Annotated in this window: 21 protein-coding genes; 10 read left to right on the top strand and 11 right to left on the bottom strand. The window is 52.1% G+C overall.

The genetic code is table 11. From position 1 onward, the window contains the following. The 4 genes from ACP5D0_RS01675 to ACP5D0_RS01690 all read left to right on the top strand — a co-directional run. The coding region (locus ACP5D0_RS01675) for a hypothetical protein (protein ID WP_472363816.1) at window positions 1-581 on the top strand (581 nt) is incomplete at its 5' end. Beyond that, window positions 568-2,574 carry a PP2C family protein-serine/threonine phosphatase gene (locus ACP5D0_RS01680; protein WP_472363817.1) on the top strand — a complete coding sequence of 669 codons (2,007 nt, stop codon included), beginning with the start codon at window positions 568-570 and terminating at the stop codon, window positions 2,572-2,574. The genes ACP5D0_RS01675 and ACP5D0_RS01680, both read left to right, overlap by 14 nt. Continuing rightward, window positions 2,531-2,992 carry an ATP-binding protein gene (locus tag ACP5D0_RS01685; RefSeq protein ID WP_472363818.1) on the top strand — a complete coding sequence of 154 codons (462 nt, stop codon included), beginning with the start codon at window positions 2,531-2,533 and terminating at the stop codon, window positions 2,990-2,992. Before ACP5D0_RS01680 ends, ACP5D0_RS01685 begins: the two co-directional genes overlap by 44 nt. 72 nt (window positions 2,993-3,064) lie before the next feature. Beyond that, on the top strand, window positions 3,065-3,340 hold the full coding sequence (locus tag ACP5D0_RS01690) for an STAS domain-containing protein (RefSeq protein ID WP_472363819.1): 276 nt from the start codon (window positions 3,065-3,067) through the stop codon (window positions 3,338-3,340). Window positions 3,341-3,502: 162 nt separating this feature from the next. Here the strand turns inward: ACP5D0_RS01690 and ACP5D0_RS01695 are convergent, their stop codons facing one another. Beyond that, the gene (locus tag ACP5D0_RS01695) at window positions 3,503-5,815 is read right to left on the bottom strand and encodes a HAMP domain-containing methyl-accepting chemotaxis protein (protein ID WP_472363820.1); all 2,313 of its coding nucleotides are present in this window, start codon (window positions 5,813-5,815) and stop codon (window positions 3,503-3,505) included. A 330-nt stretch (window positions 5,816-6,145) separates the two neighbouring features. Between ACP5D0_RS01695 and ACP5D0_RS01700 the strand changes: the two genes are divergently transcribed. The 4 genes from ACP5D0_RS01700 (at window position 6,146) to ACP5D0_RS01715 (ending at window position 10,926) form a co-directional block, all read left to right on the top strand. Beyond that, window positions 6,146-8,002: a sensor domain-containing diguanylate cyclase gene (locus tag ACP5D0_RS01700; RefSeq protein WP_472363821.1), complete on the top strand. Its 1,857-nt coding sequence runs from the start codon at window positions 6,146-6,148 to the stop codon at window positions 8,000-8,002. A gap of 75 nt (window positions 8,003-8,077) precedes the next feature. Beyond that, complete coding sequence (gcvH, locus tag ACP5D0_RS01705; protein WP_472363822.1) at window positions 8,078-8,464, top strand: glycine cleavage system protein GcvH; 387 nt, start codon at window positions 8,078-8,080, stop codon at window positions 8,462-8,464. Window positions 8,465-8,566: 102 nt separating this feature from the next. Beyond that, window positions 8,567-9,763, top strand: coding sequence for a class I SAM-dependent rRNA methyltransferase (locus ACP5D0_RS01710; protein WP_472363823.1), 1,197 nt, complete (start codon window positions 8,567-8,569; stop codon window positions 9,761-9,763). Between the two features lie 11 nt (window positions 9,764-9,774). Next, window positions 9,775-10,926: a hypothetical protein gene (locus ACP5D0_RS01715; protein ID WP_472363824.1), complete on the top strand. Its 1,152-nt coding sequence runs from the start codon at window positions 9,775-9,777 to the stop codon at window positions 10,924-10,926. Between the two features lie 80 nt (window positions 10,927-11,006). Here ACP5D0_RS01715 and lysA read toward each other — a convergent pair whose 3' ends face one another. After that, window positions 11,007-12,272 (bottom strand): diaminopimelate decarboxylase, encoded by a 1,266-nt coding sequence (gene lysA / locus ACP5D0_RS01720; RefSeq protein WP_472363825.1) that lies wholly within the window; start codon window positions 12,270-12,272, stop codon window positions 11,007-11,009. After that, the gene (gene lptM / locus ACP5D0_RS01725; RefSeq protein WP_472363826.1) at window positions 12,269-12,526 is read right to left on the bottom strand and encodes an LPS translocon maturation chaperone LptM; all 258 of its coding nucleotides are present in this window, start codon (window positions 12,524-12,526) and stop codon (window positions 12,269-12,271) included. The genes lysA and lptM overlap by 4 nt, the downstream gene beginning before the upstream one ends. A gap of 166 nt (window positions 12,527-12,692) precedes the next feature. On the opposite strand from lptM, the gene ACP5D0_RS01730 reads away from it, so the two are divergent. Both ACP5D0_RS01730 and ACP5D0_RS01735 read left to right on the top strand, forming a co-directional pair. Beyond that, on the top strand, window positions 12,693-13,403 hold the full coding sequence (locus ACP5D0_RS01730; protein ID WP_472363827.1) for an alpha/beta hydrolase: 711 nt from the start codon (window positions 12,693-12,695) through the stop codon (window positions 13,401-13,403). Continuing rightward, window positions 13,396-14,358 (top strand): PilZ domain-containing protein, encoded by a 963-nt coding sequence (locus tag ACP5D0_RS01735; RefSeq protein WP_472363828.1) that lies wholly within the window; start codon window positions 13,396-13,398, stop codon window positions 14,356-14,358. Before ACP5D0_RS01730 ends, ACP5D0_RS01735 begins: the two co-directional genes overlap by 8 nt. A 22-nt stretch (window positions 14,359-14,380) precedes the next feature. Here the strand turns inward: ACP5D0_RS01735 and ACP5D0_RS01740 are convergent, their stop codons facing one another. From ACP5D0_RS01740 to ACP5D0_RS01775, 8 genes are all read right to left on the bottom strand, one after another. Next, on the bottom strand, window positions 14,381-14,806 hold the full coding sequence (locus tag ACP5D0_RS01740; protein ID WP_472363829.1) for a hypothetical protein: 426 nt from the start codon (window positions 14,804-14,806) through the stop codon (window positions 14,381-14,383). Beyond that, window positions 14,806-15,789 (bottom strand): PilZ domain-containing protein, encoded by a 984-nt coding sequence (locus ACP5D0_RS01745; RefSeq protein WP_472363830.1) that lies wholly within the window; start codon window positions 15,787-15,789, stop codon window positions 14,806-14,808. Before ACP5D0_RS01745 ends, ACP5D0_RS01740 begins: the two co-directional genes overlap by 1 nt. Before the next feature lie 115 nt (window positions 15,790-15,904). Beyond that, window positions 15,905-16,177 (bottom strand): FeoC-like transcriptional regulator, encoded by a 273-nt coding sequence (locus ACP5D0_RS01750; protein ID WP_472363831.1) that lies wholly within the window; start codon window positions 16,175-16,177, stop codon window positions 15,905-15,907. Beyond that, the gene (gene feoB / locus ACP5D0_RS01755) at window positions 16,174-18,495 is read right to left on the bottom strand and encodes a Fe(2+) transporter permease subunit FeoB (RefSeq protein WP_472363832.1); all 2,322 of its coding nucleotides are present in this window, start codon (window positions 18,493-18,495) and stop codon (window positions 16,174-16,176) included. The genes ACP5D0_RS01750 and feoB overlap by 4 nt, the downstream gene beginning before the upstream one ends. Then, a complete protein-coding gene (locus tag ACP5D0_RS01760; RefSeq protein WP_472363833.1) occupies window positions 18,492-18,749 on the bottom strand; it encodes a FeoA family protein in 258 nt (85 codons plus the stop codon). Before ACP5D0_RS01760 ends, feoB begins: the two co-directional genes overlap by 4 nt. A gap of 88 nt (window positions 18,750-18,837) precedes the next feature. Beyond that, on the bottom strand, window positions 18,838-19,452 hold the full coding sequence (gene metW, locus ACP5D0_RS01765; protein WP_472363834.1) for a methionine biosynthesis protein MetW: 615 nt from the start codon (window positions 19,450-19,452) through the stop codon (window positions 18,838-18,840). Further along, on the bottom strand, window positions 19,449-20,609 hold the full coding sequence (gene metX, locus ACP5D0_RS01770; RefSeq protein WP_472363835.1) for a homoserine O-succinyltransferase MetX: 1,161 nt from the start codon (window positions 20,607-20,609) through the stop codon (window positions 19,449-19,451). Before metX ends, metW begins: the two co-directional genes overlap by 4 nt. Beyond that, window positions 20,609-21,175 (bottom strand): YggT family protein, encoded by a 567-nt coding sequence (locus ACP5D0_RS01775; RefSeq protein WP_472363836.1) that lies wholly within the window; start codon window positions 21,173-21,175, stop codon window positions 20,609-20,611. Before ACP5D0_RS01775 ends, metX begins: the two co-directional genes overlap by 1 nt. Window positions 21,176-21,204 lie beyond the last annotated feature (29 nt).

The following is a 21,204-nucleotide window of genomic DNA, read 5'->3' on the forward strand; positions in this document are numbered from 1 at the left end:
TGCAGGTGGATGACATTCAGGTGATAGGTTGCGACGTGGCGCTGGCCGATAGCCCGGATGCGGTGCAGGATGTATCGCAGTTAGCGGCGCAACGCCGATTGGCGCACCTAAGCGTCTTGTCAGAAAAGCGGACTCATCATCACCAGGCCTGGTCAAATTCGCAATTGTCATCGCATTTGAATGCGGCCTTAAATATTGCGCAGATTGAATTGCAGCAGGCGGGAGCGGATTTGGTGGCACTGCTCAGCCGAGAATTGTATCGCCTCAGCTCCGAAAAGGTGGATGTCATTTATTTGCAAATCAACCTGGCCGACCCAAAAGCGCCGAGAAGTGTGGCGGTGGCCGAATCCTTGGGCTTTTTCGTGTCCGGCTGGATGCCGATGTCACCCTGGCCGATGACCTTGTCCCTGCAGTATTTAAACCATGTTGAAATTCCGCCGCACAGCGTGACGGCGGCCAGCGAGGCTTTTGAGTCGCTGAAAAACCGAGTGTTTGCAGAACAGGCTTTGATTGAACAATTGCTGCTGTCGCAATACCAATCGGCGTCGAAAGGAACAGGGTCAGTGAATGCATTATCGTAATCGAGTGTTATTGTTTGTCACGGGCGTGGTACTGGTATCGGTGGTGTCGGTGTCCTTGGTCGTGGGATGGCAAGCGCGTCAAACGGTACTGGAAGAGGCAGAACGTTATGGCGAACTGATTGCACAGTTGCTGTCGCGTAGCGCTTCAGCAGCCGATGAGGTTCCATACAAAGTCGAGGCTATGATTGGCGAACAAATGGTGGCGCAGGCGCGATTGGTGGCCGAATGGATTGTGGACGCCGAACGGGCGCAGCAATCGCCGGAGGAGATCAACGCCCGTTTAAAACAGTTGGCTGACACCACTGTGATAGATGAAATCTGGGTGACGGATAGTTTCGGGGAGTCTATTTATCATTCCGAAAATGTGTCCGGGTTTGTGTTTCACCCCGATGCAGAAGAACAGCCGCAAGCGTATGCTTTCTGGCCTCTATTGACAGGACGTACGCACCCCGTCATCCAGCAAGCCCAGCCAAGAGAAATCGATCAGCAGGTATTTAAGTATGTAGGGGTGGGTGGTGCCGATCAACCGCGTATTGTTGAAATCGGATTGAGAGCCGATTTTCTCACCGCGCTGAAGCAGCAGATTGGTTTGGATTATATGGTCAAAAAGTTGATCGGACAGGGAAATATTAAAGCGATCTGGGTGTTGTCTTCGGATTTGAAAACGCTGGCTTCGGGTCATGTCAAGGGAACTCAGGATGCCATGGTGTTAGATGCGGATACGTTGAACTGGCTGGAGCAAGTGTATCATTCCGGCCACACTCAAACGCGTTTGCAGAATCAACGACTGGTGGTGGCCACCCCGTTAAAAAATGCCGTTTCCGGTTTGGAAGGGGTGACCTTGTTGCATTTGCCGGTCAATGTGCTACATGAGGCCGAGCGGGATTTGTATGATAACGTCGCTTGGATTACGCTGGCGATTTTGGTTTTGTCTTTGAGTTCGGCGACCTTGTTGTCACGCCGAGTGACGCGTCCGCTCAAGGTCATGAATGAGGCGGTGGAAAAGATCAGTCGTGGGCAGTATGCTCAGGTGGATATGGGAGGCTTAACAAAGCGACAGGATGAGTTCGGCAGTTTGTCACGGGTGTTTCAGGACATGGCGAAAACCGTTGGGCAGCGTGAGGCTTGGCTGGACGAACAGGTGCGCCAAAGAACCCTGCTGCTGGAAGAAAAGAACCAAGCGCTGGCGAAGTTTAATGATCGCATGACCCAGGAACTGGATGTGGCGCGAACCTTTCAGAAGGCGATTTTACCGACTCGGTTTCCGGACTTTTCCGGTCAACTGGTGTTTTCCGCCGATATGGAACCCGCGCGGGAGATGGGCGGCGACTTTTACGATGTGTTCGCGCTCAGTCACCGGCAGGTGATGATGGTGGTGGCGGATGTGTCCGATAAAGGGGTTCCGGCGGCGTTTTTTATGGCGATCTGCCGTACCGAAATTCGCAATGCCACAGTGGAAATGGGCGCAGACGCCTGCCCAGCCGAGATTTTGAGCCGAGTGAATCAGCGTTTGCTGAGTGAAAATCCGTTGGAGTTGTTTGTCACCGTGTTTTTGGCGATTCTGGATGTTGAGACAGGAGAAATGCGCTACGCCAATGGGGGGCATAATCCACCGTTACACCTTCAAGCCAGTGATCGAACCGATTGGCTGACTGAGGCGAAAGGCACGGTTTTAGGGATGCTGGAAGGTCTGCGCTGGACGCCGCAAACCCTGTGCTTACAGCCGGGTGAGGGGTTGATTTTCTACACAGATGGCATTACCGAAGCCTTTAATGCTGAGATGGAAGCCTTTGGCGAAGCGCGTTTTGCCGCTTTGGCAGATGCCTTGAGGCGTGGACCCGCCGACGCCATGGCGCAAACGGTGTTGGAAGCCGTTTCCGACTTTATTGGCACCGCGCCTGTGTCCGATGATCGCACCTTGTTGTGTGTGAAGTATCAGGGTGAACGCTATGAGGGTGAACGTCATGGGGGCGAACGTCATGCACTTTCCTGAACAGGCGCTGCCGTGGCAGTTGAACAGCTTAGCCGAGGTAACGGCGTATGTGGCGCAGGTCTGTCGCCAAGTCGGGTGTTCCGATTTGCGTCAGAAGCAATTGGAGCTGGCACTGGACGAACTCTTTACCAACAGTGTGATTCATAATAGTGAGAAGACAGTGGACGGTGCGGCCTCCGTCACAATTGAAGCCGGTGTGGCTGGCGATGAGGTCTGGTTCCGCTTGTGTGATCCCGGTCAAGCGTTTGACCCGACGGCGCCGGCGCTGAATACCGCGAATGCGCCCCTGTCGGAAAGAGCCATTGGCGGCTTGGGCTTGCATTTTGTGCGTCAGGTCATTGAGCGTTGGGCATGGGATTACCAAGACAACCGCAATTGCGTGACCCTTTGGGCATCGGTGGCCGACAAGGTGGAATGACGTTTTCAGAAAGAATCTTGGTAGAATCCTGTAAGGCACTAACGAAATTTATTGAATTAAGGAAACAATCAAATGTCAGAATGTTTGAAAATAGAAGGGCGTTTGGATGCCGTTACGGTATCGCAATGGGAGGCGCCGGTGTTGGCGTTGTCGGATGAAAGCGATGTTTGCCTGGATTTGACCGCGGTAGAGTATATTTCCAGTGCGGGGTTGAGATTGGTATTGCGCTTGGCAAAACGCCTGCATGAGCGAGAGCAAAGCTTAAAACTCACCGGCGTGCAACCGGCCGTACACCATGTGCTCGAAATGAGCGGGTTCCTCGCGTTTTTAACGGTTGAAACGGCCTGAGATCAAGTCGCGGCCTTCCAGCGTAAGATTCGATTCTGCATCCGATACTGTAAATGTGCTATTGGAAATAAGAAGATGGGAATCTGCTCGAAACGATGAAATCGTTTACGAGCAGACTCAGGTAGGATTGATAAGATTCATCCGATTGTAAGCGGCGGTCGCTTAGAAGTCGGACCACTCGTCTGATTCAGTCTGAGGTGCTGGTTTCGCACTTTCAGATTCCGGTTTTTTGGCTGCTGGTTTGGTAACGTTTTTTTGCGGAGCCGGCAGGCTGGGCGCGGCGGCTTTTTGCGCAGCTGGTTTTGGTGCCTGTCTTGGTGCACCGTGTGAGCGGCCGCTGTTGGTGGTGTTGAAGAAGGCCATACGGTCGGTCAAGGTATCGGACTGTTCGCGCATGCTTTCCGCGGCGGCGGTGGTTTCTTCCACCAGTGCGGCATTTTGCTGAATGCCCTGATCCAGTTGGCTGATGGCGGCTTGCAATTGTTTGACGCCTTCGGCCTGTTCATTGGAGGCCTGGGAAATTTGCGCGGACATCTGCGCCGCCTGTTCGATGGACTCGGTGATTTCACTGATCACTTCGCCTGATTCGCTGGCGAGTTTGGTGCCTTGGTCGATGCGAGTCACGCTTTCATTAATCAGTCCGGTGATTTCCTTGGCGGCATCGGCCGATTTCTGGGCTAGGGCGCGCACTTCTCCGGCCACTACGGCAAAGCCGCGACCGTGTTCACCGGCACGCGCGGCTTCCACCGCGGCGTTCAAGGCCAGCAGGTTGGTCTGGAAAGCGATGCCGTCAATCAGGGTAACAATGTCGGAAATCTTGTGACTGGATTCCTGAATGGCGCTCATGGCTTCGATGGTCTGGTGCATGACTTCGGAGGCCTGTTTGGCTTTTTGCTCCACTTTGCGTTCCACTTCGGTGGCATCCGCCGAGTTTTGGGCGTTGTTTTGCACGGCGGCGCTGAATTCTTCCATGGTGGCGGAGCTTTGTTCCACCGCGGCAGCCTGGTTTTGCACTCGGTCACTCAAGTCCATCGATCCTTGTGCCACTTCGGCGGCGGCGTGATTCACGGCGCTGGCCGCGTTCATGGCGACGGAAACGATTTCGTTCAGGCTGGTGGCGGTTTTATTAATGGCGTTTTTCAGCACCAACAGCTGGCCTTCGTAGTTATTGGTTATGGTTTGGGTTAAGTCCCCTTCGGACTGCGCCACCACCACATTAGAAATATCCTCAATCGCCATGGCAAGGGCGTCCATGGAATGATTAATTGCCGTTTTCAGCATTTGCAACGCACCCGAAACATTCACCTGTACACGGTGATTGAATTGGCCTTTTTGCATATTATCCATAACGTTAATGGCATCGCCAATGGCTTGATTTAACGCGTCCATAGAGACGGCCGCATTGCGCATCATGGCTCCAAAATCGCCAGGCAAATCGGTGTCAATTTTGACGCTGAATTCGCCCGCTTTCAGAGAGTTCATGACTTTGGAAAGCTGCTGCATGGTGGTGTTGATGGAATCGGCACTGTCATTGACGCCTTCCTGCAGTTGCGCCAGGTCGCCCGAATAGTCGCCTTCAATGCGCTGGCTAAAATCCCCTTGCGACAGAGCGTGTACCACCTGATTGGTGTTGTTAAGCGCTTTTTTCAGATTGCTCATCAGGTTATTCAAGGCTTTGGCGGCATCACCGACTTCGTCTTTGCTGTCGTGATCGATGGTTAACGAGAAGTCACCGGTTTGATCGATTTTACGCAGCACATTCACCATGCGGTTCAGTGGATAGGTACTGGCACGGACGATAACATAGCCAAACAATATGGCCAGTATAATGGCCACCACCAGCGTCAGAACCATGCCAGCCTGTTTGCTCTTGGCATCCTGAGATGCCTGATTGGCCTGTTGTGTGGTGACTTTGATGTTATGGCCGGTGTAATCGGTGAAGGTTTTGCCCATGGTGTTGGAGATGGGGATCATGCGCTGTACCGCGTCTTCATAGTTGGCCATGGCAATATCGTAGGTGACTTGACTGTCGGTCTGGATCAGTTTTTGAATCAGGCCGTCCAATTCGACATAGATATTTCGCCAGGCCTGGTATTCATTTTTGAGTTGATTGTAAAACGCCATCCCGTTTTGGGTGCGCTTGGGAATTTCAGCAAAGCGGTTCCAGTTTTCATCGATGGCCTTCCAAGAGGCATTACGTTCGTCGATGATGGCCTGCAATTGTTGCCGACTGTTGGCCACGTTGTCGTATTGCAAGACGCTGACGGTTTGGGCGCGGATGGCCATGCGTTCGGTGTTCAGGTTGCCGAGTGCCACGGCACCGGGCAGGCGCTCATCGGCGAATTTGGTCATGCCGTCAGACCAGAGGGCGAAGCCGCGAATGGCATTAAACCCGCTGATGGCCAGCGCCGTCAGCATTAAAATAACGAATAAAATCAGTTTGGTGCGGATTTTAAGATCATTAAACCAAGCCATTTTCTCTCCAAGCAGTTGTGTGGTTGTGAATCCCTTTCCGTTGCGACACTGGCAGCGAATAACCGGGCGTTAAAATGTTGTAAACGGTTCTAAACAGGTTTTATGCCAAGTCATCATACCGAAACCCATCCTGAATTCAACCAATAAAATACGCACCCGAATAGTTCACGGTTTTGCGCAAAATTTATGGAACAACTAAAGGTAAAAGTTTTTAGGTTATTCGGGTTATGAAATGCCAGTGAAAATCAGTTTCTTTTATTCATCGTGACACCATTTTAATTGGACGGGAAGGGTAAAAAAAACGAGAATTCATTTTATTTTGGGGCCGTCATGCCGGATTACATTCGTTTATTCAATCAGCGGTTTTATTGGGGGTTATTGGGCAGCTTTTTTTTGCTGCTGCCCATTGCCTATCTGCTTTATGTCTGGCAGGTCGATAAGGTGCGTGCCGAGGAATATCAGTTTTATCAGTCGCATCTGATGGAAAAGGTGGGTGTGCTGATGGATGAAAAACAAAACACCACTCAGGCGCTGGCCGTCGCCATGACCACGCCTCCCGATTTTAAAGAGGCGCTGCTCAACGGCGACCCGAACCTGCAGCCGAAGCTGGTGCATTTTGCCGACCAACTCAAGACCTACAGCAAATACAAAGGCATCTGGATACAGGTGATTGACGCCAAGGGCGTGAGTCTTGCGCGAAGCTGGACGGAAAAGAGCGGCGACAGTCTGGTATCGGTGCGCGCGGATGTGGCGTCGATGCTGCAAGACCCGCGACGCATCAATAGCTTCAGTGTCGGCAAGTTTGCTTTGACCTTTAAGTCGATGGTGCCGATTTTTGACCCAGATGACCCACACCGTTTGCTGGGGATGGTGGATGTGATTTCCCAGATTGATTCGATTGATCAGACTTTGGCGCAACAGGACGGGGTGCATTCGGTGGTGATGGTCGATAAGCGTTATCGGGCGCAATTGACTGAGGGCATCTCGGGCAAGTTTATCGGGGACTATTTTGTCGCAAATATTGGGGCGTCTGAAGCGGATATGAGGCTGATCAAACGCTTTGGCGTGGATCGCGCGTTTCAGCATCAGGGGTATCTGATTTACGACGGTCAACTCATGGTGTCGCGTCCAATTCGCGATTTGAACGGGGTGCCGATGGCGACCTGGATCAGCTTTGAGCCGCTGCAGGCCTTTGAATATATCAATGTGCGCCGCACGCAAAACCAAGCGATTGCGTTGACGGTGTTTGTGGTGGCTTTAGTGGTGTTGCTGTTGGCGACCTTGTATTTCAAGCGTCAGGCCGAGTTCGAAAAGCGGTTCTTTTTTGAAGTCTTCGATGCCTCGACGGAAATTGTTTATGTGTCCGACCGTCAGCGTATTCTGTTTGCGAACCGTCGGTTTTTCGACTTTTTCCAGCTATTCGAAACGCTGGAAGACTTTCACCAACAGTATGAGTGCATCTGTGATCTGTTTGTTTCCGAAGAGGGTTTTTTACAGCGGTATATGGGGGAAGAGTATTGGTTTGAATATTTGATTGCGCACAAAGACCAGCCGCACTACGCCAAGCTGGTCTGGCAGGAACGGGAATATGTTTTTCTGGTGAAGGCCAATAACATCGCGTCTCACTACGGCGCCGATTACATCAGTATTTTAATGACCGATATTACCGAAGAAGAGCTGTATAAAGCGCGCTTGGAGTATTTGATTGCCCATGATGAATTGACCGGTGTTTTTAATCGTCATTCTTTCAATCGTGCGTTGAAAGCCGTTTTTGCGGCAGAGCTTCGGCCTTCGGCTTTTTCAATGGTGTCGCTGGATGTGGATCATTTTAAGCTGGTCAATGATGCACATGGTCACGATATGGGCGATAAGGTGCTGATCGAAGTGGCGAATAACATCGAGTGGCTTCTGCGCCCGCAAGATCAGCTTTGCCGGGTCGGTGGGGAAGAGTTTGCCGTTTTGCTGCCGGACACCGATCTGGCGACCGCTGAACAATTGGCCGAACACTATCGGCAATCCATTGCCGATCTGACGATTGAGCGTGGGCGTTTATCGGTGACCATCAGTCTTGGGGTGGTGCAGTTGCGTGAGACGGACAGTTTGCAGGCCTTTTATAAACGCGCCGATCGCGCTCTGTATCGGGCGAAAAAGCTGGGTCGCAACCGCGTGGAAGTGTTGGATGTGTAAACAGACGGTCACAGGCCGAGACGAATTTTGGTATGATTTGCCGCAGAGTGAAATTTAATTGTATGGAGTGTCGCCGTGAGCGTTTTACCAAGTCATTTGAAGTATGCGGAATCGCATGAATGGGTGTTTATTGATGAATCGGGTGTGGCGGTGGTCGGCATCACCGATTTCGCTCAGGAGTCGTTGGGCGATTTGATGGCGGCGCATCTGCCGGAAGTCGGCACCGATATTGCCCAAGGCGAAGAGGTGATGTCGCTGGAATCGGTGAAAGCCGCATCCGATATTTTTTCGCCTTTGAGCGGGGAAATCGTGGCGGTAAACACCGAGTTGGAGGACGAACCGGAACTGGTTAATGATGAACCCTATGATGGCGGCTGGCTGTTCAAAATCGCCCCGCACGATGTGTCCGAATTGGACAACCTTCTCTCCGATCACGACTATCAAGCAATCATCGACCAGTAAGCCGAGTAAGCCGACGTTCGTCGCCTATTTCAAAAGGGCATAAAGCCTTGCAGCGTTTGCGGGCTAGATGCCCTTTTTACGTTAATACTTTAAGGAAACACCATGACCGAAGCGGTTTTAAGACTGAAAAAAAATGAAGAAAAACGCCTGAAACAAGGGCATCTCTGGATTTTCAGTAATGAGGTGGATAACGATGTATCACCGCTGAAACGCTTTGAACCCGGGCAGGTGGTGACGGTGGAAGCCGCCAACGGCAAAGCCATCGGTGTGGCCTACGTCAATCCGAATACCTTGATCTGTGGGCGTTTGCTCAGCCGAAACCCGAAAGTCTCCTTCAACCAGGCGTTTTTGAAAAAACGCATTCAAGCGGCGCAAGCCTTGCGTGAGTTGAATTACGATGCGCCTTATTATCGCCTGGTGTTCGGAGAATCCGACGGTTTGCCAGGCCTGGTGATTGACCGTTTCGGTGATGTGTTCGTGGCGCAAATCACCACAGCGGGTATGGAGGCGATGAAGGACGAACTGGTACAGACCATCGAAAATCTCTATCACCCACAAGCGTTGGTGTTGCGAAATGACACCGGCAGCCGTGAACTGGAAGGGTTGCTGCGTTACACGGAAGTGGCCATCGGAACCTTACCGGAATCCATTCAGATGCAGGAAAACGGTGCCCGTTTTGTGATTCCCGCCGAGGAGGGGCAGAAAACCGGTTGGTTTTACGATCACCGTTCGGCGCGCGCGCGATTGCAAACGCTGGTGAAGGGCAAGACGGTGCTGGATGTGTTCAGTTACCTGGGCGGCTGGGGCATTGAAGCGGCGGTGGCCGGTGCGACGGAAGTCACCTGTGTGGATGCGTCGGCGTTTGCGCTGGACGGGTTGGAACAAAACGCCGTCCTCAACGAAGTCATTGACCGTGTGATTACCGTGGAAGGCAATGCCTTTGATGTATTGAAAGCCTTGCTGACGGAAGCGCATAAATACGACGTGGTCATCGTTGACCCACCGGCGTTCGTCAAGCGGAAAAAAGACTTTAAAGCCGGTTCGGATGCGTATCGGCGTATCAATGAGCTGGCGATGCGTTTATTGAACACCGATGGGATTTTGGTGTCGGCGTCCTGTTCGCACCATATGAGCCGAGACGCTTTGTTGAATCAAATTCAGCAGGCGAGTCGTCATGTGGATCGCCAGATTCAGTTGTTCGATCAGTGCCATCAGGCACCGGATCATCCGGTGCATCCGGCGATTGCGGAAACCGAATACCTCAAGTCCTTCTTCTTTAAAGTCGGCAAAAGCTGGTAAGACGGAGTCCTATGATGAAACCCGCCTTGTCCATTCAACAGAAACAGTTGGCCAAGCACTGTTATTGGGATGTCGATGCCCAAGTGCTTTGGGTGGATGGGCGTCAGTGGAAGCCGAAGATGGGCGTTTTGAGCCTTCCCGGCTGGGACAATATGATGGTCGGTTCCGAACCGATTCCGGCCTATCCCGACGACTTGGCCGTTTTGAGCTGGCCGGATTACGGTCAACTCGGCGCCTGGCGAAAACAGATTCCGAGTTGGGTCAAGGACAGTTGTGCCTTGTTCCCGACCCATCAATTGACGCTGTTGCATTATGTGGGGCGCTATCCGCAATTGCTGGAGCTATTGGATCATTCCCCGATGTTGGCGTGGCGACTGGTGGCCTCTGGGTTGCCGGAGGCGGAAATCGTTGCGTTGTTGAGCGATAAACGGACTCAGATGGTGGCGGAAATCGGCTGGCCGGGCAAGCCGGAAACCGTGCAGTTTCTACGCAAGTTGCGCTTACGCTATGTGACCGAAGAAATTTCCGATTTTGTGGAAGTCTGCGTGATGGATGAAGACCGTTTGGAGGGCTTGCAAACCTTGCCGAGGGTGAATTCCATGGCCTTGTCCTTGGCGGCGCGTTTTCCACAACTGATTGGTTCTCGTTTGCATCAATCTTTGGCACGTTTGCCGTGCCGCCCTATGCAATGCCAAAGTCTGGTGGCGCAGCTGGAAGATGTGTATCGTGCCGCGAAAACCTTGCAACTGGCGGATTCCGAGTTGGAGGCCATCGGCGCTTGTCGCTATCTGGTGGAGGTGGCGACAATTTACCAGGCCTGGTGGTTTTCCGAATGCACCTCAACCACCTTGCCTGTGGATGAAATGAGTCGTCATCCGCTGCGGTTGACGCAAAAAGCCGAGTGGGAAGCCTTGAGTCATTTACAGAAACATTATTGGCTGACCGACTGGTCGGATTACGAAGCTGGAAAAGCCGCGTTATGGGCGTGGCGGTTGCAGGGCGAGTGGGTGGGCATCTTATTGCATCTGTCTGAAGCCGAGTCGAAGGGAGAAGCTCCCAAATTGGCGCGGGTGCGCCAACTGGAAAATCAGTTGCCGACGTCCGAACAACTCAGTGCCATTCACCTCTGGTTGGCGGGGCGCTTTGAAGCGCCGCAGACGTGATGATTCACGGGGCGAGAAAAAACTTCAGAACGTTCATGTCGATTATTTAGGTCGATTATTTAGGTTGATTAGATCGATAATTAAGTCGTCGGCAAACATTTTTCCGATCCCATCAAGTCGTCGTAGGTTTCACGCGGACGGATTTCATAGGCCTGGTCGCCGTCCACCAATACTTCCGCCGCACGCGGGCGAGTATTGTAGTTCGAACTCATGGTGAAACCGTAGGCGCCCGACGACATCACCGCCAAGTAATCGCCCGCTTTTAAATTCAAGCGGCGGTCTTTGCCTAAAAAGTCGCCGGTTTCACATACTGGCCCGACGATATCCCATTCGGCTTCGTCACCGTCTTTGCGTTTTGTAACGGGCTGAATGATTTGGTAGGACTGATACAGCGCCGGGCGAATCAGGTCATTCATGGCGGCATCGATAATGGCAAAATTCTTATGTTCGGTCGGCTTGAGGTATTCCACTTCCGTGACCAGAACACCGGCGTTTCCGGCAATGGCACGGCCCGGTTCGATAATCACTTCGATGGACGGGTCTTGGAGTTCTTTGAGAAGCGCCTGAATGTAATCACGGATTTCCGGCGGTTGTTCGTCGGTGTATTGAATCCCCAGACCGCCGCCTAAATCCAGATGGTGTAGGTGAATGCCTTGCGCTTCCAAAGCGGTTTTCAGCTTCAAAACACGTTGCAACGCATCGACAAACGGGGTAATTTCGGTTAATTGGGAACCGATGTGGCAGTCGATGCCGATGATGTCGATATGCGATAGTTTTTGCGCATCGGCATAGAGTTGCGGCGCGGTGTTGATGTCCACCCCGAACTTGTTGTCTTTCAGGCCTGTGGAAATATACGGATGGGTTTTGGCATCCACATCCGGATTGACGCGGATGGAAATGGGCGCAACCATGTTAAGCCGCTCTGCCACGGCTTGAATGCGGTCCAGTTCGGCATGGGATTCGATATTGAAGCAGCGAATGCCTACCGTTAAGGCGCGTTCGATTTCAGCGGACTTTTTCGCCACGCCGGAAAACACCACCTTGGCCGGATCGCCGCCGGCTTTCAGTACCCGTTCCAATTCCCCTTGGGAAACAATGTCGAAACCGGAACCCAAGCGTGCCAGAAGGTTCAAAATCGCCAGATTGGAATTGGTTTTGACGGCATAGCAGACCAAATGCGGTTGGTCGCCGAAAGCGCCGTCGAACGCTTGCCAACGCTCTTCAAAGGCTTGACGCGAGTAGACGTACAGGGGCGTGCCGTATGCCTTAGCCAGACTGTCCAGTGGGCAGCCTTCGGCATACAGGGTGTCGTTTTGATAATGGAAGGGGTGCGGAATTTGACTCATGGGGTTTCCTGTTTGGGTTCGGCGGGTTGTTGGCTGGGCTGGCGAGTTGATGAAACGCCGGACGAAGCGGGTTCGTTCGTGGTTTTCGGCTGTGTTTCCTGCGGTGTTTCGGGCAGATATAAAGGGCCTTTTTTACCGCAGGCGCTGAGGCTTAAACTGCTTAGCGCGCCCAAGGTGAGGAGCAAGCTGGCGAATAGAATTCTCGCAGTGGTCAGTGGTTGCGTTTGGCTGTCGGCATTTGGGTCGCGAAACATGGTCGGCTTTCCCGCATTGTTATGGCTGAAAAAACGGATATTTTAGCCTATCCAAGGCGTAAATGAAAAACATTGCCGCTTGCTCCCGAAAGGTTGGCGGAGACGGGGCGGGTTTGAGTAAAATAGGGAATCGGAATTTACACGCAATCAACCATCAGGAGCTGTCATGCCCGACGAAAAACCGCCGATTATCATTGAACCCAGCCAAGTCCCCGCAAGCGCGAGTGTGATCTGGTTGCATGGCTTGGGCGCCGACGGCCATGATTTTGAAGGGCTTTTGCCGCATCTGAAGCTGCCCGAAAATCACGGCATTCGTTTTGTGTTTCCGAATGCACCGATCCAACCTGTGTCAGTGAATCTGGGCGATGCCATGAGTGCCTGGTATGATATTCGCAGTCTACAGTTAACCGAAGATGTGGACTGGGCGGGTATCGATCAGAGTGTGGCAAAGCTGCATGGTTGGGTGCGTGATGAACAAGCAAAAGGCATCGACAGTCAGCGCATTCTGCTGGCGGGGTTTTCGCAAGGCGGCGTAGTGGCGTTGCAGGCGGCTTTGCGGTTGGCCGAACCTTTGGCCGGGGTCATGGGGTTATCGACTTATTTTCCCCATGAGGCGGCGCGTGCCAACACCTATTGTCAGCCCCGAACCTGTCCGATTTTTTTGGCGCACGGCACGGCGGATCCGATTTGTCGTTTTCCGGTGGCGGAAGCGTCCCGAGATACCTTGCAGTCTTTGGGTCGGTCGGTGGACTGGCATGTGTATGAGGGCATGCCGCATCAAGTTTGCACTCAGGAAATCGAAGACATGGCTCAATTTATGGTACACCAGCTTTTCACCAGGCCTGGTGACGGTTCACAAGGACATGGGCATGAGTAATGTACGGCGTTTTTTTCGCTACGATGTCGATATTCCATTGTATTTCGAGTCGGCAGAAGTCGATGCGTATCACCCAGATGTTAAGCGGCCTACGTTACTGAAAAAAACGGAAGAACGGCATCTTGAAGCGCTGGAGGCGGGACTTCGGGTTCTGCTAAAAGAGGCCTTTGCACCCGAATCGGACGCCCTGCGTATTTTCTTTATCCTCAATCACCGAGTTGATTACATGGCTTGGTTGTTGGACGACATTATGGAAGGGCAGGATCCGCGCCAGCGGCATGATTTTAAATTTCGTCTGCGTGAAGACTTAAAACTGAAGTTGCCGGAAGTCAGTCGGGTATCGAAAGTCGGGTCTTTGATTGAGGGGGTTTACCGTCAGGTGGGTGACCACATTCATGAGTTGCTGGAGTCGGTGAACAACAGTATCCACGGCAAAATCTTTTTGTTTCCGCGTAAGACCAGAGCCTTGTTTACCGCTAGCGAATATGTCCGAAATCTGGAGGATTTGGCTGATAGAGGGGTAATGCCCGCCAAGGTATTGCAGTTGCTGATTCAGAAACTCAATGTGTATGAAACGGTGTTTGCCCGTTTGAAAGAAGCCTACCACTCCATCGCCGATCCAAGCGATTGGCCGGTACGCTCGGTGAATTTAAGCGCAGGCGGTTTTAGTTTCATTAGTCCTGAGCCTTATGAGACCTTCAGCCATTTGAATGTCTTTATGCAGTTGGAAAACCAGGTGTTGGTGTGTCGAGGCAAGGTGGTGCTGAACAAGGCTATAAAACGCAAAGACAGCCCGGAAACCTATAAGGTGGGGGTGGAGTTTGAGTTTCTGGGGCAGGCGCACGCTCGCACGATTACTTTGTTTGAACAAAAGCGCGAATTGCAAGATGCCATGCGTCTGGCACAGGAGCATCAGGTGGTGCTGTCGGGCGAGTGTCGTGTCCACTTTGTTTAGGACACGGCACTGGTTTAAGCAGCTAGATGAGCCCTTTTTCCCGAGCGTGGCGGACGAACTCCATGCGAATTTCTTGTACGTGCTTCAGCCAGTCGGCGAAAAAGCGGTAGTCTTTGGCGACTAACTGGTAAAGCTCGGACAGGTTGGCACCTGGATGGTGCAACGCAAAGGCGGCGATTTCGATCAGCTTGTTAATTTGTTTGGGGCTCATTTGCATACTGACATCAAAGTAGCTGACTTTGGTGAGAATCACCGCATCCAAAACTTCCATCCATTGAATCTCTTTCAGATCAAAGCGTTTGGCGACTTCGCTGTAGACGCCGTTCAATCGCATGTCCAGCAGTTGACTGAGGCGGTAGAAATGCAGCAGGTCGGCGGCGGCGTCTCGGTAGGAGTTGGGCAGTGCATCCAGAAAGCCCGCTTCAACGGAATGGTTGCGTCCGGGCATCAGTCTTCTCCTTCTTTATCGGCGATCAACGCACTGAACGAGCTGAGGTTAAAGTGCATGCACTCTTCGATTTCAAATCGCTGGATTTCGTTTTGCAAAAAGTCTTGGTTGCTGCCATCGGGAAATTCAAAATTGATTGCGACTCTCTCCTTATAGGCATCATCAATGGTGCGGATATCGACAATAGAGCCACTGAACTGTAGGATTTTTTCCTGGGTCGGAAAATAAAAAAACACATCCACTTTTTCAAAGGCTTCAAAGCGTTTTTCCAACAAAACAGCCAGGCCTGAAGCACTGACGTTGGCCTGCTGCAGTTTCCATTCGGTCGGGTATTGGCGCAGTACATTGTCGTCGTTGATGTGTCGATAGGCTTCAAGGTAGGTGTTCATCAGCTGGCACAGCGATAAAATCCCCTGCACCAGTGGCACCTTGGAGAATTTCTCCTTTTTGAACAGTTCCAGTGTCTCGTCAATTTTAAAGCCGTAGGGAAGATTGCGGTTGGCTTCAAAATGACTCTGGGTTGAATGTGTAATGCTGTGAATCATGGATTCCAGAAAGATCATGTATTTGTCTTCAATCAACTTGAAGTAGCGATAGGTTTTGGGGGCGGATTCAAACAGCGCTTCGACTTTTTGGAACCCCTGTTTTTTTTGATTTAGTTGTATCCAGTATTTCGGATCCAGGCGCGGGTTGATGCCCTGAGAGATGGAAATGGCGCATTCGCCGAAAAATTCAATAAAGCCGATGACTTCATTGAACAGCTCCGTCACCAGAATCTTTTGATCCTGCACTCGACTCAGCCAGAAGTGGGTGTCGGCTTTTTCTTCTTCCAGACGCTTTTTGATGCCCGGCGGGAAATAGTCCGCCCCAGTGGCATAGATTTCCCGATCCTTAATGGGCGAGGAAGGGGTGACGAATAAACGCAGCGGCATGTCGATGCGGAAAAAACGTCTGGAATTGCCTTTTTGAAACCAACGATTCATGAAGCGACAGGGGATCCTTGTAAATAGCGATATAGTTGTCTAAGCGACATGCAAAGTCAATGCCAATAGATGCGTTAGGAGTAAAAAAATTCCATTTTTTGTGCTTTCGAGGGGCTTATGGCGTGAGGATCTCGACAGGAATTTGAAGCGCTCGTTGACGAAGGTCGCTCCAGAGATAGTGGGGCTCAGCATTGGACAGGGTGCACCCTGTCCGGCATCCGCTTGAACAGGTGGCAAAGTCGTTAACCACCTGAACGTGCCCCTGATCGATTAACGGCTGTAACAGGCCTTGTAAGGTGGTAGCGGACACGTCAAAACGGTGCAGTAAGTTGTGTTCCGCGACGTTTCGGTGAGTTCGAATGTAGTGCTTTAGTTCCAGCAAAATCATGCCACGGCACCCCGGCTGTGCCGACCGATGCGTTTCAGCAACAGAAACAGCAGCAGATACCCGAGCGCGAAAAAAATGACCCAAGCTAGGCTGCTGGTGGGGTGGCTGCTGAAGGTCATCAGTTGATAAAAGCTGACCGCGACACTGTAACCTAATAACAGACTCCAAAGTGCGCTGTAGTTCGCCCAGCGCCAGCCCAGCTCATTTTTAATCGCGGCGTAGGTGGCCACACAGGGGAAATACAGTAGCACCAGTAACAAATAGGCATAAGCGGCAATGGCTCCGCCGAAGTGGTGTTCCATTTTTTCCAAGGTGCTGACATTGACATCCAAGTGATCCGCCGCCTGCTGGCTGTTGCCGCTGCTGGTAATGGGTTCGAGCCCTAGAGGGTCTGTGAAGTCGGTCACAAATCGTCCGAGATTTTCTGGAATGGTGTAAACGGCGGCCGCCATTTCATCCCAGAAACGATAGTCGGCGTCGGGTTCGGTGGCGCTTGCGGGGGATTCGTCCATTGATTGGTAGAGGGCGTTTAAAGAGCCAACGACCACTTCTTTGGCTAGAATGCCGGTAATCAGGCCAACCGTTGCAGGCCAGTTGTCTTCGGTCACACCAAGCGGTGCGACGACTGGGCTGGCGGTTTTTGCGAGGGTGCTGAGCACGGAGTCGGATTGGTTTTCATTTCCGAAAGTGCCGTCGGTGCCTAAGCTGTTCAACAGGTTGATGGCCATGACCACGATGACGATGACTTTGCCAGCACCGAAAATAAACCCTTTGAGTTTGTTGTAGGTGTTTAAGCCGATGTTCATTAGGGAGGGGCGATTATAAGTGGGCAGTTCCATCAATAGGGGTTCGGTTTCGCCCTGCAACAGGGTATGTTTGAGTAAAAGGGCTGTGACAACGGCTGCAATCAGGCCGATCAGGTAGAGTGAAAAGACCAGTAAGGTGGCGTAGTCGGCAAAAAAGGCGGTGGCGAACAGCATATACACCGTCAGGCGCGCACTGCACGACATAAACGGTGTCATCATCACTGTGGCAATGCGCACGCGCGCCTCCGGCAGGCTGCGGGTGGCCATGACCGCCGGAATATTGCACCCAAACCCGACCACCAGCGGGATAAAGGCCTGACCAGACAGCCCCAGTCGCCGCATTAAACGATCCATCACCAGTGCGGCTCGCTGCATGTAACCGCTTTCCTCAAGCAGGGTGAGTAGCAAGAAGAGTCCGCCGATGACCGGAATAAAAGGGGCGACCACTTGCAGACCGGCACCGATGCCTTGTGTCAGGAAGATGATGATCCATTCCGGTGTGTGAACCTGGTTGAGCCAATAGGCGGGGCCGTCCACAAACATGGCTTGAGCGCCTTGGTCGAAGAAATCGCTGAAGACGTTGCCGATGGTAATGGATAAGGCAAACATAGCATACATTACCGCAAGGAAAATCGGCAAACCCAACCAAGGATGCAGTGCCCAATGGTCAATGAGTGAGGTGGTGTCTCTTGAAAAGGCATCCGTGCGGGTAAGGCTGGCATGTGCGGCTTCATGTGCGTGTTGAAAATACAGGTCGGCGGCAATCAATGCCAGGTCTTCCTGGTAGAGCGTTTCCAGACAGTTTTTTTCGTCTTGGGCGAAGGCCTGCAGTTCGATGGGCGCTTTTTGTGGGGCGATCAAGTATTGCAGTGCCAGCCAGCAAGACTCTTCCACCGATCCTTTCTGTTGAGGTGGCGGCATGCGGTCTTTGAGACTATGAATGGCGTGATGAAGCGCCTCGGGCAAATCGAAATGAAGCGTTTGGCGTTTTCCGGCCAGGCTTGGTAGTGTTTCGATCAGGGTGTCAATGCCGCGATTAAAATAAGCCGAGACTGGTAGAACGGGGCAGCCGAGGGTTTTGGAAAGGGCTTCTATGTCGATTTTAAGATGGGCGTCATCAAGACGATCCATGCGATTTAATACCACCACCACCGGTAACCCCATGTGGAGCAGTTGTGTGGTGAGAAACAGTTGGCGTTCCAGACAGGTGACATCCACAACGTTGATCAGCAGATCCAAGGGTTCATTTTGCAGAAAATCGCGAGCCACCTGTTCGTCTAATCCGGAACGACTGGAGTTTTCTAGGCTGTAGATACCGGGTAAGTCCGTAAGCTGATACGCATGGTGTCCGGCTTCGAAAGCCCCGGTTTTTTTGGAGACCGTTACGCCGGGCCAATTACCAGTGGTTTGGTTGGCGCCGGTCAGGCGGTTGAATAAGGTGGTTTTGCCGCAGTTAGGGCTGCCGATCAGTGCCAGTTTGTGGGAGAGGCGGGAGGCGGGATTCGGTTTCATGGTGAAACCTGCACTTGAATCTGGTCGGCAAGCGAGGCGTCCAAAGCAAAACGACTGCCGTCCACGGTGACGATAAACGTTCGGTGACGGATCATATGCAGCTTGATACGACTGTTGGTGTGGAACCCTAAGTTGACCAGGTGCAGTTTGCTGGCCAGATCACCGGTCAGTGCCAAGATTCGACAAATCTGGCTGGGATGGCATTGTGACAGGCGCTGGGCATCGGAAGGCTGGTTGAGCGTAACTGGATTCATAAAGTAAATGATAATTATTATTGATTGTGATCAATGTTAGCAAAACGTCTGCTGGGTGTCAAATGACCATTCTGCCAATTTGGTGTCGCTATTTTCTTTGTATCCGGTACAGAGCAATTTCACCGAGCCAGTTGGGCGCGAACTTCATGGCCGGGGACGGCTGGTGTTTGCTGTTGACCACGGTTCGCGCCACGACTTCGATGTCCTTTTCTTCACACAGGTCTTCGAAGTCATTAAAAGTGCAAAGGTGGATGTTCGGCGTGTTGTACCAAGGATTCGGCAGGCTGGTGTTCTGTGGCATGCGACCGCCGAAAAAGAGTTGCGCGCGGTTGCGCCAGTGAGCGAAATTCGGAAAGGTGATAATGCTTTGTTTGCCAACGGTCAGCATTTCGTCCAGCAACAGGTCTGGACGGCTGACCACCTGTAAGGCCTGAGTCATAATCACGAAATCAAAAGAATCTTTGTCAAAATAATCGCAAATGTCATGGCTGTTAAGGTTGCTCTGAATGACGTTAATGCCGTTTTCAATCGCTTTGATGTTGTTTTTCGGGTCGATTTCCATGCCGTAGCCGGTGATGTTGTGGCGCGCTTTCAGGTAGGCTAAAAGCTGCCCTTCTCCGCAGCCCAGATCCAGTACACGGCTTTGGGGTTGTACCCAATCGGCGATTAATTTGAATTCGGGGGAAAGGTGATCGAATGTCATGCGCAGACCTCCGAGTCGATGGTTGGCTGAATGTCGGCCAGCACTCGTTTCATATAGCTGCGGAAAACACCTTCGTAATGTGCGTTGGGTAATAAAAAGGCATCATGGCCGTGTTGTGAGCTGACTTCGGCATAACAGACGTCGGCATCGTTATCCAATAATGCTTTAACGATTTCGTGGGAGCGTTCCGGTGAAAAGCGCCAGTCGGTGGTGAAGGACACCACGAGAAACTTCGCGGTGGCACTGGCCAGTGCTTCGGCTAGGTTGTCGTTGTATTCCGAAGCCGGATCAAAATAATCCAGTGCCTTGGTCATCAGCAAGTAGGTGTTGGCGTCAAAGTTCTGCTTGGTGGCGAATTTTTCACCCTGATAACGCAGGTAACTTTCCACTTGGAATTCGACGTCGAAATTGTATTTGAGCTTGCCTTCTCGGAGTTCGCGGCCAAATTTGGACCCCATCATGTCGTCCGATAAATAGGTGAGGTGTCCCAGCATTCTCGCCAGAGCTAAGCCGCGTTTCGGGGTAGTATTGTGTTCGACGAAACGTCCGTCCTGAAAGTCGGGGTCGGTCATAATGGCACGACGTGCCACTTCGTTAAAGGCAATGTTCTGAGCGGACAGTTTAGGAGCGGAAGCGATGACCACCGCGTGACGCAGCCGGTTTGGGTAATCCATGGCCCATTGCATGACCTGCATACCGCCCATGGAGCCGCCGATGACGGCCGCCCAGCAATCAATGTTCAGGTGTTCGCGCAAGGTGTTTTGGCTGTGTACCCAGTCTGTGCAGGTGACAATCGGGAAGTCCGGCCCGTACACCTGACCGGTTTCTGGGTTGAGGCTGGCTGGACCGGTGGAACCGTGACAGCCACCGAGGTTATTGGAGCACACCACGAAGAAATGATTGGTGTCAATCGGTTTGCCGGGGCCGATGTAGCCGTCCCACCAGCCACGGGCTTTTTCGCCTTCGTATTGACCAGCGACATGATGGTTGCCACTGAGCGCGTGACAGATGAGCACCGCATTGGAGGCGCCGTCATTCAAGGTGCCGTAGGTTTCATACACCAGGTCGTATTGCGGTAAGGTGGCTCCGCATACCATTTCCAGTGGTGTTGTAACCTGCAATGTTTGAGGGGTGACGAGTCCGATCGAATTGTTCATTAGACTAAGCTTTGCCCGAATTGTGCAATGGAACCCACCACCACGATTTGCGTTAACTTAATGGCGACAATGGCGACAATAGGCGATAAGTCAAAACCGCCGATGGGGGGCACCAGCTTTTGAAAAGGGCGCAAAATCGGTTCGGCCAGTTGGTAGAAGATCGCGGTATTGGGGTTGTAGCCCTGCGAAACCCAGCTGAGGATGACTTGAATGATGATCAGCCAGAACATCATGTCTAACATTTGGTTAAGAATTTCGGTCACGGCAGAAATGGCAATCAGCCCAACCGAAAAACTGCGGTCAGTCAAATATCCCAGCAGAATCACGAACACGGCTTGAATGATCATGGCGGTGAGCAAGGCGCTCCAGTCCCAGCGACCGGGTTTGGGCAGTACCATATTCAGCGGAGCGCACAATGGATTGGTGACTTTGGCGATAAAGTTGACCACGGGATGGCGCCAATCGACATAGGTGGCACGCATAAAAAAACGCAGAATCAAGGTGAAAATCACCAGGCCTGTTAGAAATTGAATTAAAAATAAACCGCCTTGATCGACCGGGGACATACTAAAGCTCCTTAAACTCCTGTGGTAAA

This window comes from Hydrogenovibrio sp. (genome assembly GCF_049975065.1).
GTDB lineage: Bacteria > Pseudomonadota > Gammaproteobacteria > Thiomicrospirales > Thiomicrospiraceae > Hydrogenovibrio.

Coding starts and splice junctions, on each gene's coding strand:
- ACP5D0_RS01680 (WP_472363817.1), top strand. CDS start 568: ATGCATTATCGTAATCGAGTGTTATTGTTTGTCACGGGCGTGGTACTG.
- ACP5D0_RS01685 (WP_472363818.1), top strand. CDS start 2,531: ATGAGGGTGAACGTCATGGGGGCGAACGTCATGCACTTTCCTGAACAG.
- ACP5D0_RS01690 (WP_472363819.1), top strand. CDS start 3,065: ATGTCAGAATGTTTGAAAATAGAAGGGCGTTTGGATGCCGTTACGGTA.
- ACP5D0_RS01695 (WP_472363820.1), bottom strand. CDS start 5,815: ATGGCTTGGTTTAATGATCTTAAAATCCGCACCAAACTGATTTTATTC.
- ACP5D0_RS01700 (WP_472363821.1), top strand. CDS start 6,146: ATGCCGGATTACATTCGTTTATTCAATCAGCGGTTTTATTGGGGGTTA.
- ACP5D0_RS01710 (WP_472363823.1), top strand. CDS start 8,567: ATGACCGAAGCGGTTTTAAGACTGAAAAAAAATGAAGAAAAACGCCTG.
- ACP5D0_RS01715 (WP_472363824.1), top strand. CDS start 9,775: ATGATGAAACCCGCCTTGTCCATTCAACAGAAACAGTTGGCCAAGCAC.
- lysA (WP_472363825.1), bottom strand. CDS start 12,272: ATGAGTCAAATTCCGCACCCCTTCCATTATCAAAACGACACCCTGTAT.
- lptM (WP_472363826.1), bottom strand. CDS start 12,526: ATGTTTCGCGACCCAAATGCCGACAGCCAAACGCAACCACTGACCACT.
- ACP5D0_RS01730 (WP_472363827.1), top strand. CDS start 12,693: ATGCCCGACGAAAAACCGCCGATTATCATTGAACCCAGCCAAGTCCCC.
- ACP5D0_RS01735 (WP_472363828.1), top strand. CDS start 13,396: ATGAGTAATGTACGGCGTTTTTTTCGCTACGATGTCGATATTCCATTG.
- ACP5D0_RS01740 (WP_472363829.1), bottom strand. CDS start 14,806: ATGCCCGGACGCAACCATTCCGTTGAAGCGGGCTTTCTGGATGCACTG.
- ACP5D0_RS01745 (WP_472363830.1), bottom strand. CDS start 15,789: ATGAATCGTTGGTTTCAAAAAGGCAATTCCAGACGTTTTTTCCGCATC.
- ACP5D0_RS01750 (WP_472363831.1), bottom strand. CDS start 16,177: ATGATTTTGCTGGAACTAAAGCACTACATTCGAACTCACCGAAACGTC.
- feoB (WP_472363832.1), bottom strand. CDS start 18,495: ATGAAACCGAATCCCGCCTCCCGCCTCTCCCACAAACTGGCACTGATC.
- ACP5D0_RS01760 (WP_472363833.1), bottom strand. CDS start 18,749: ATGAATCCAGTTACGCTCAACCAGCCTTCCGATGCCCAGCGCCTGTCA.
- metW (WP_472363834.1), bottom strand. CDS start 19,452: ATGACATTCGATCACCTTTCCCCCGAATTCAAATTAATCGCCGATTGG.
- metX (WP_472363835.1), bottom strand. CDS start 20,609: ATGAACAATTCGATCGGACTCGTCACCCCTCAAACATTGCAGGTTACA.
- ACP5D0_RS01775 (WP_472363836.1), bottom strand. CDS start 21,175: ATGTCCCCGGTCGATCAAGGCGGTTTATTTTTAATTCAATTTCTAACA.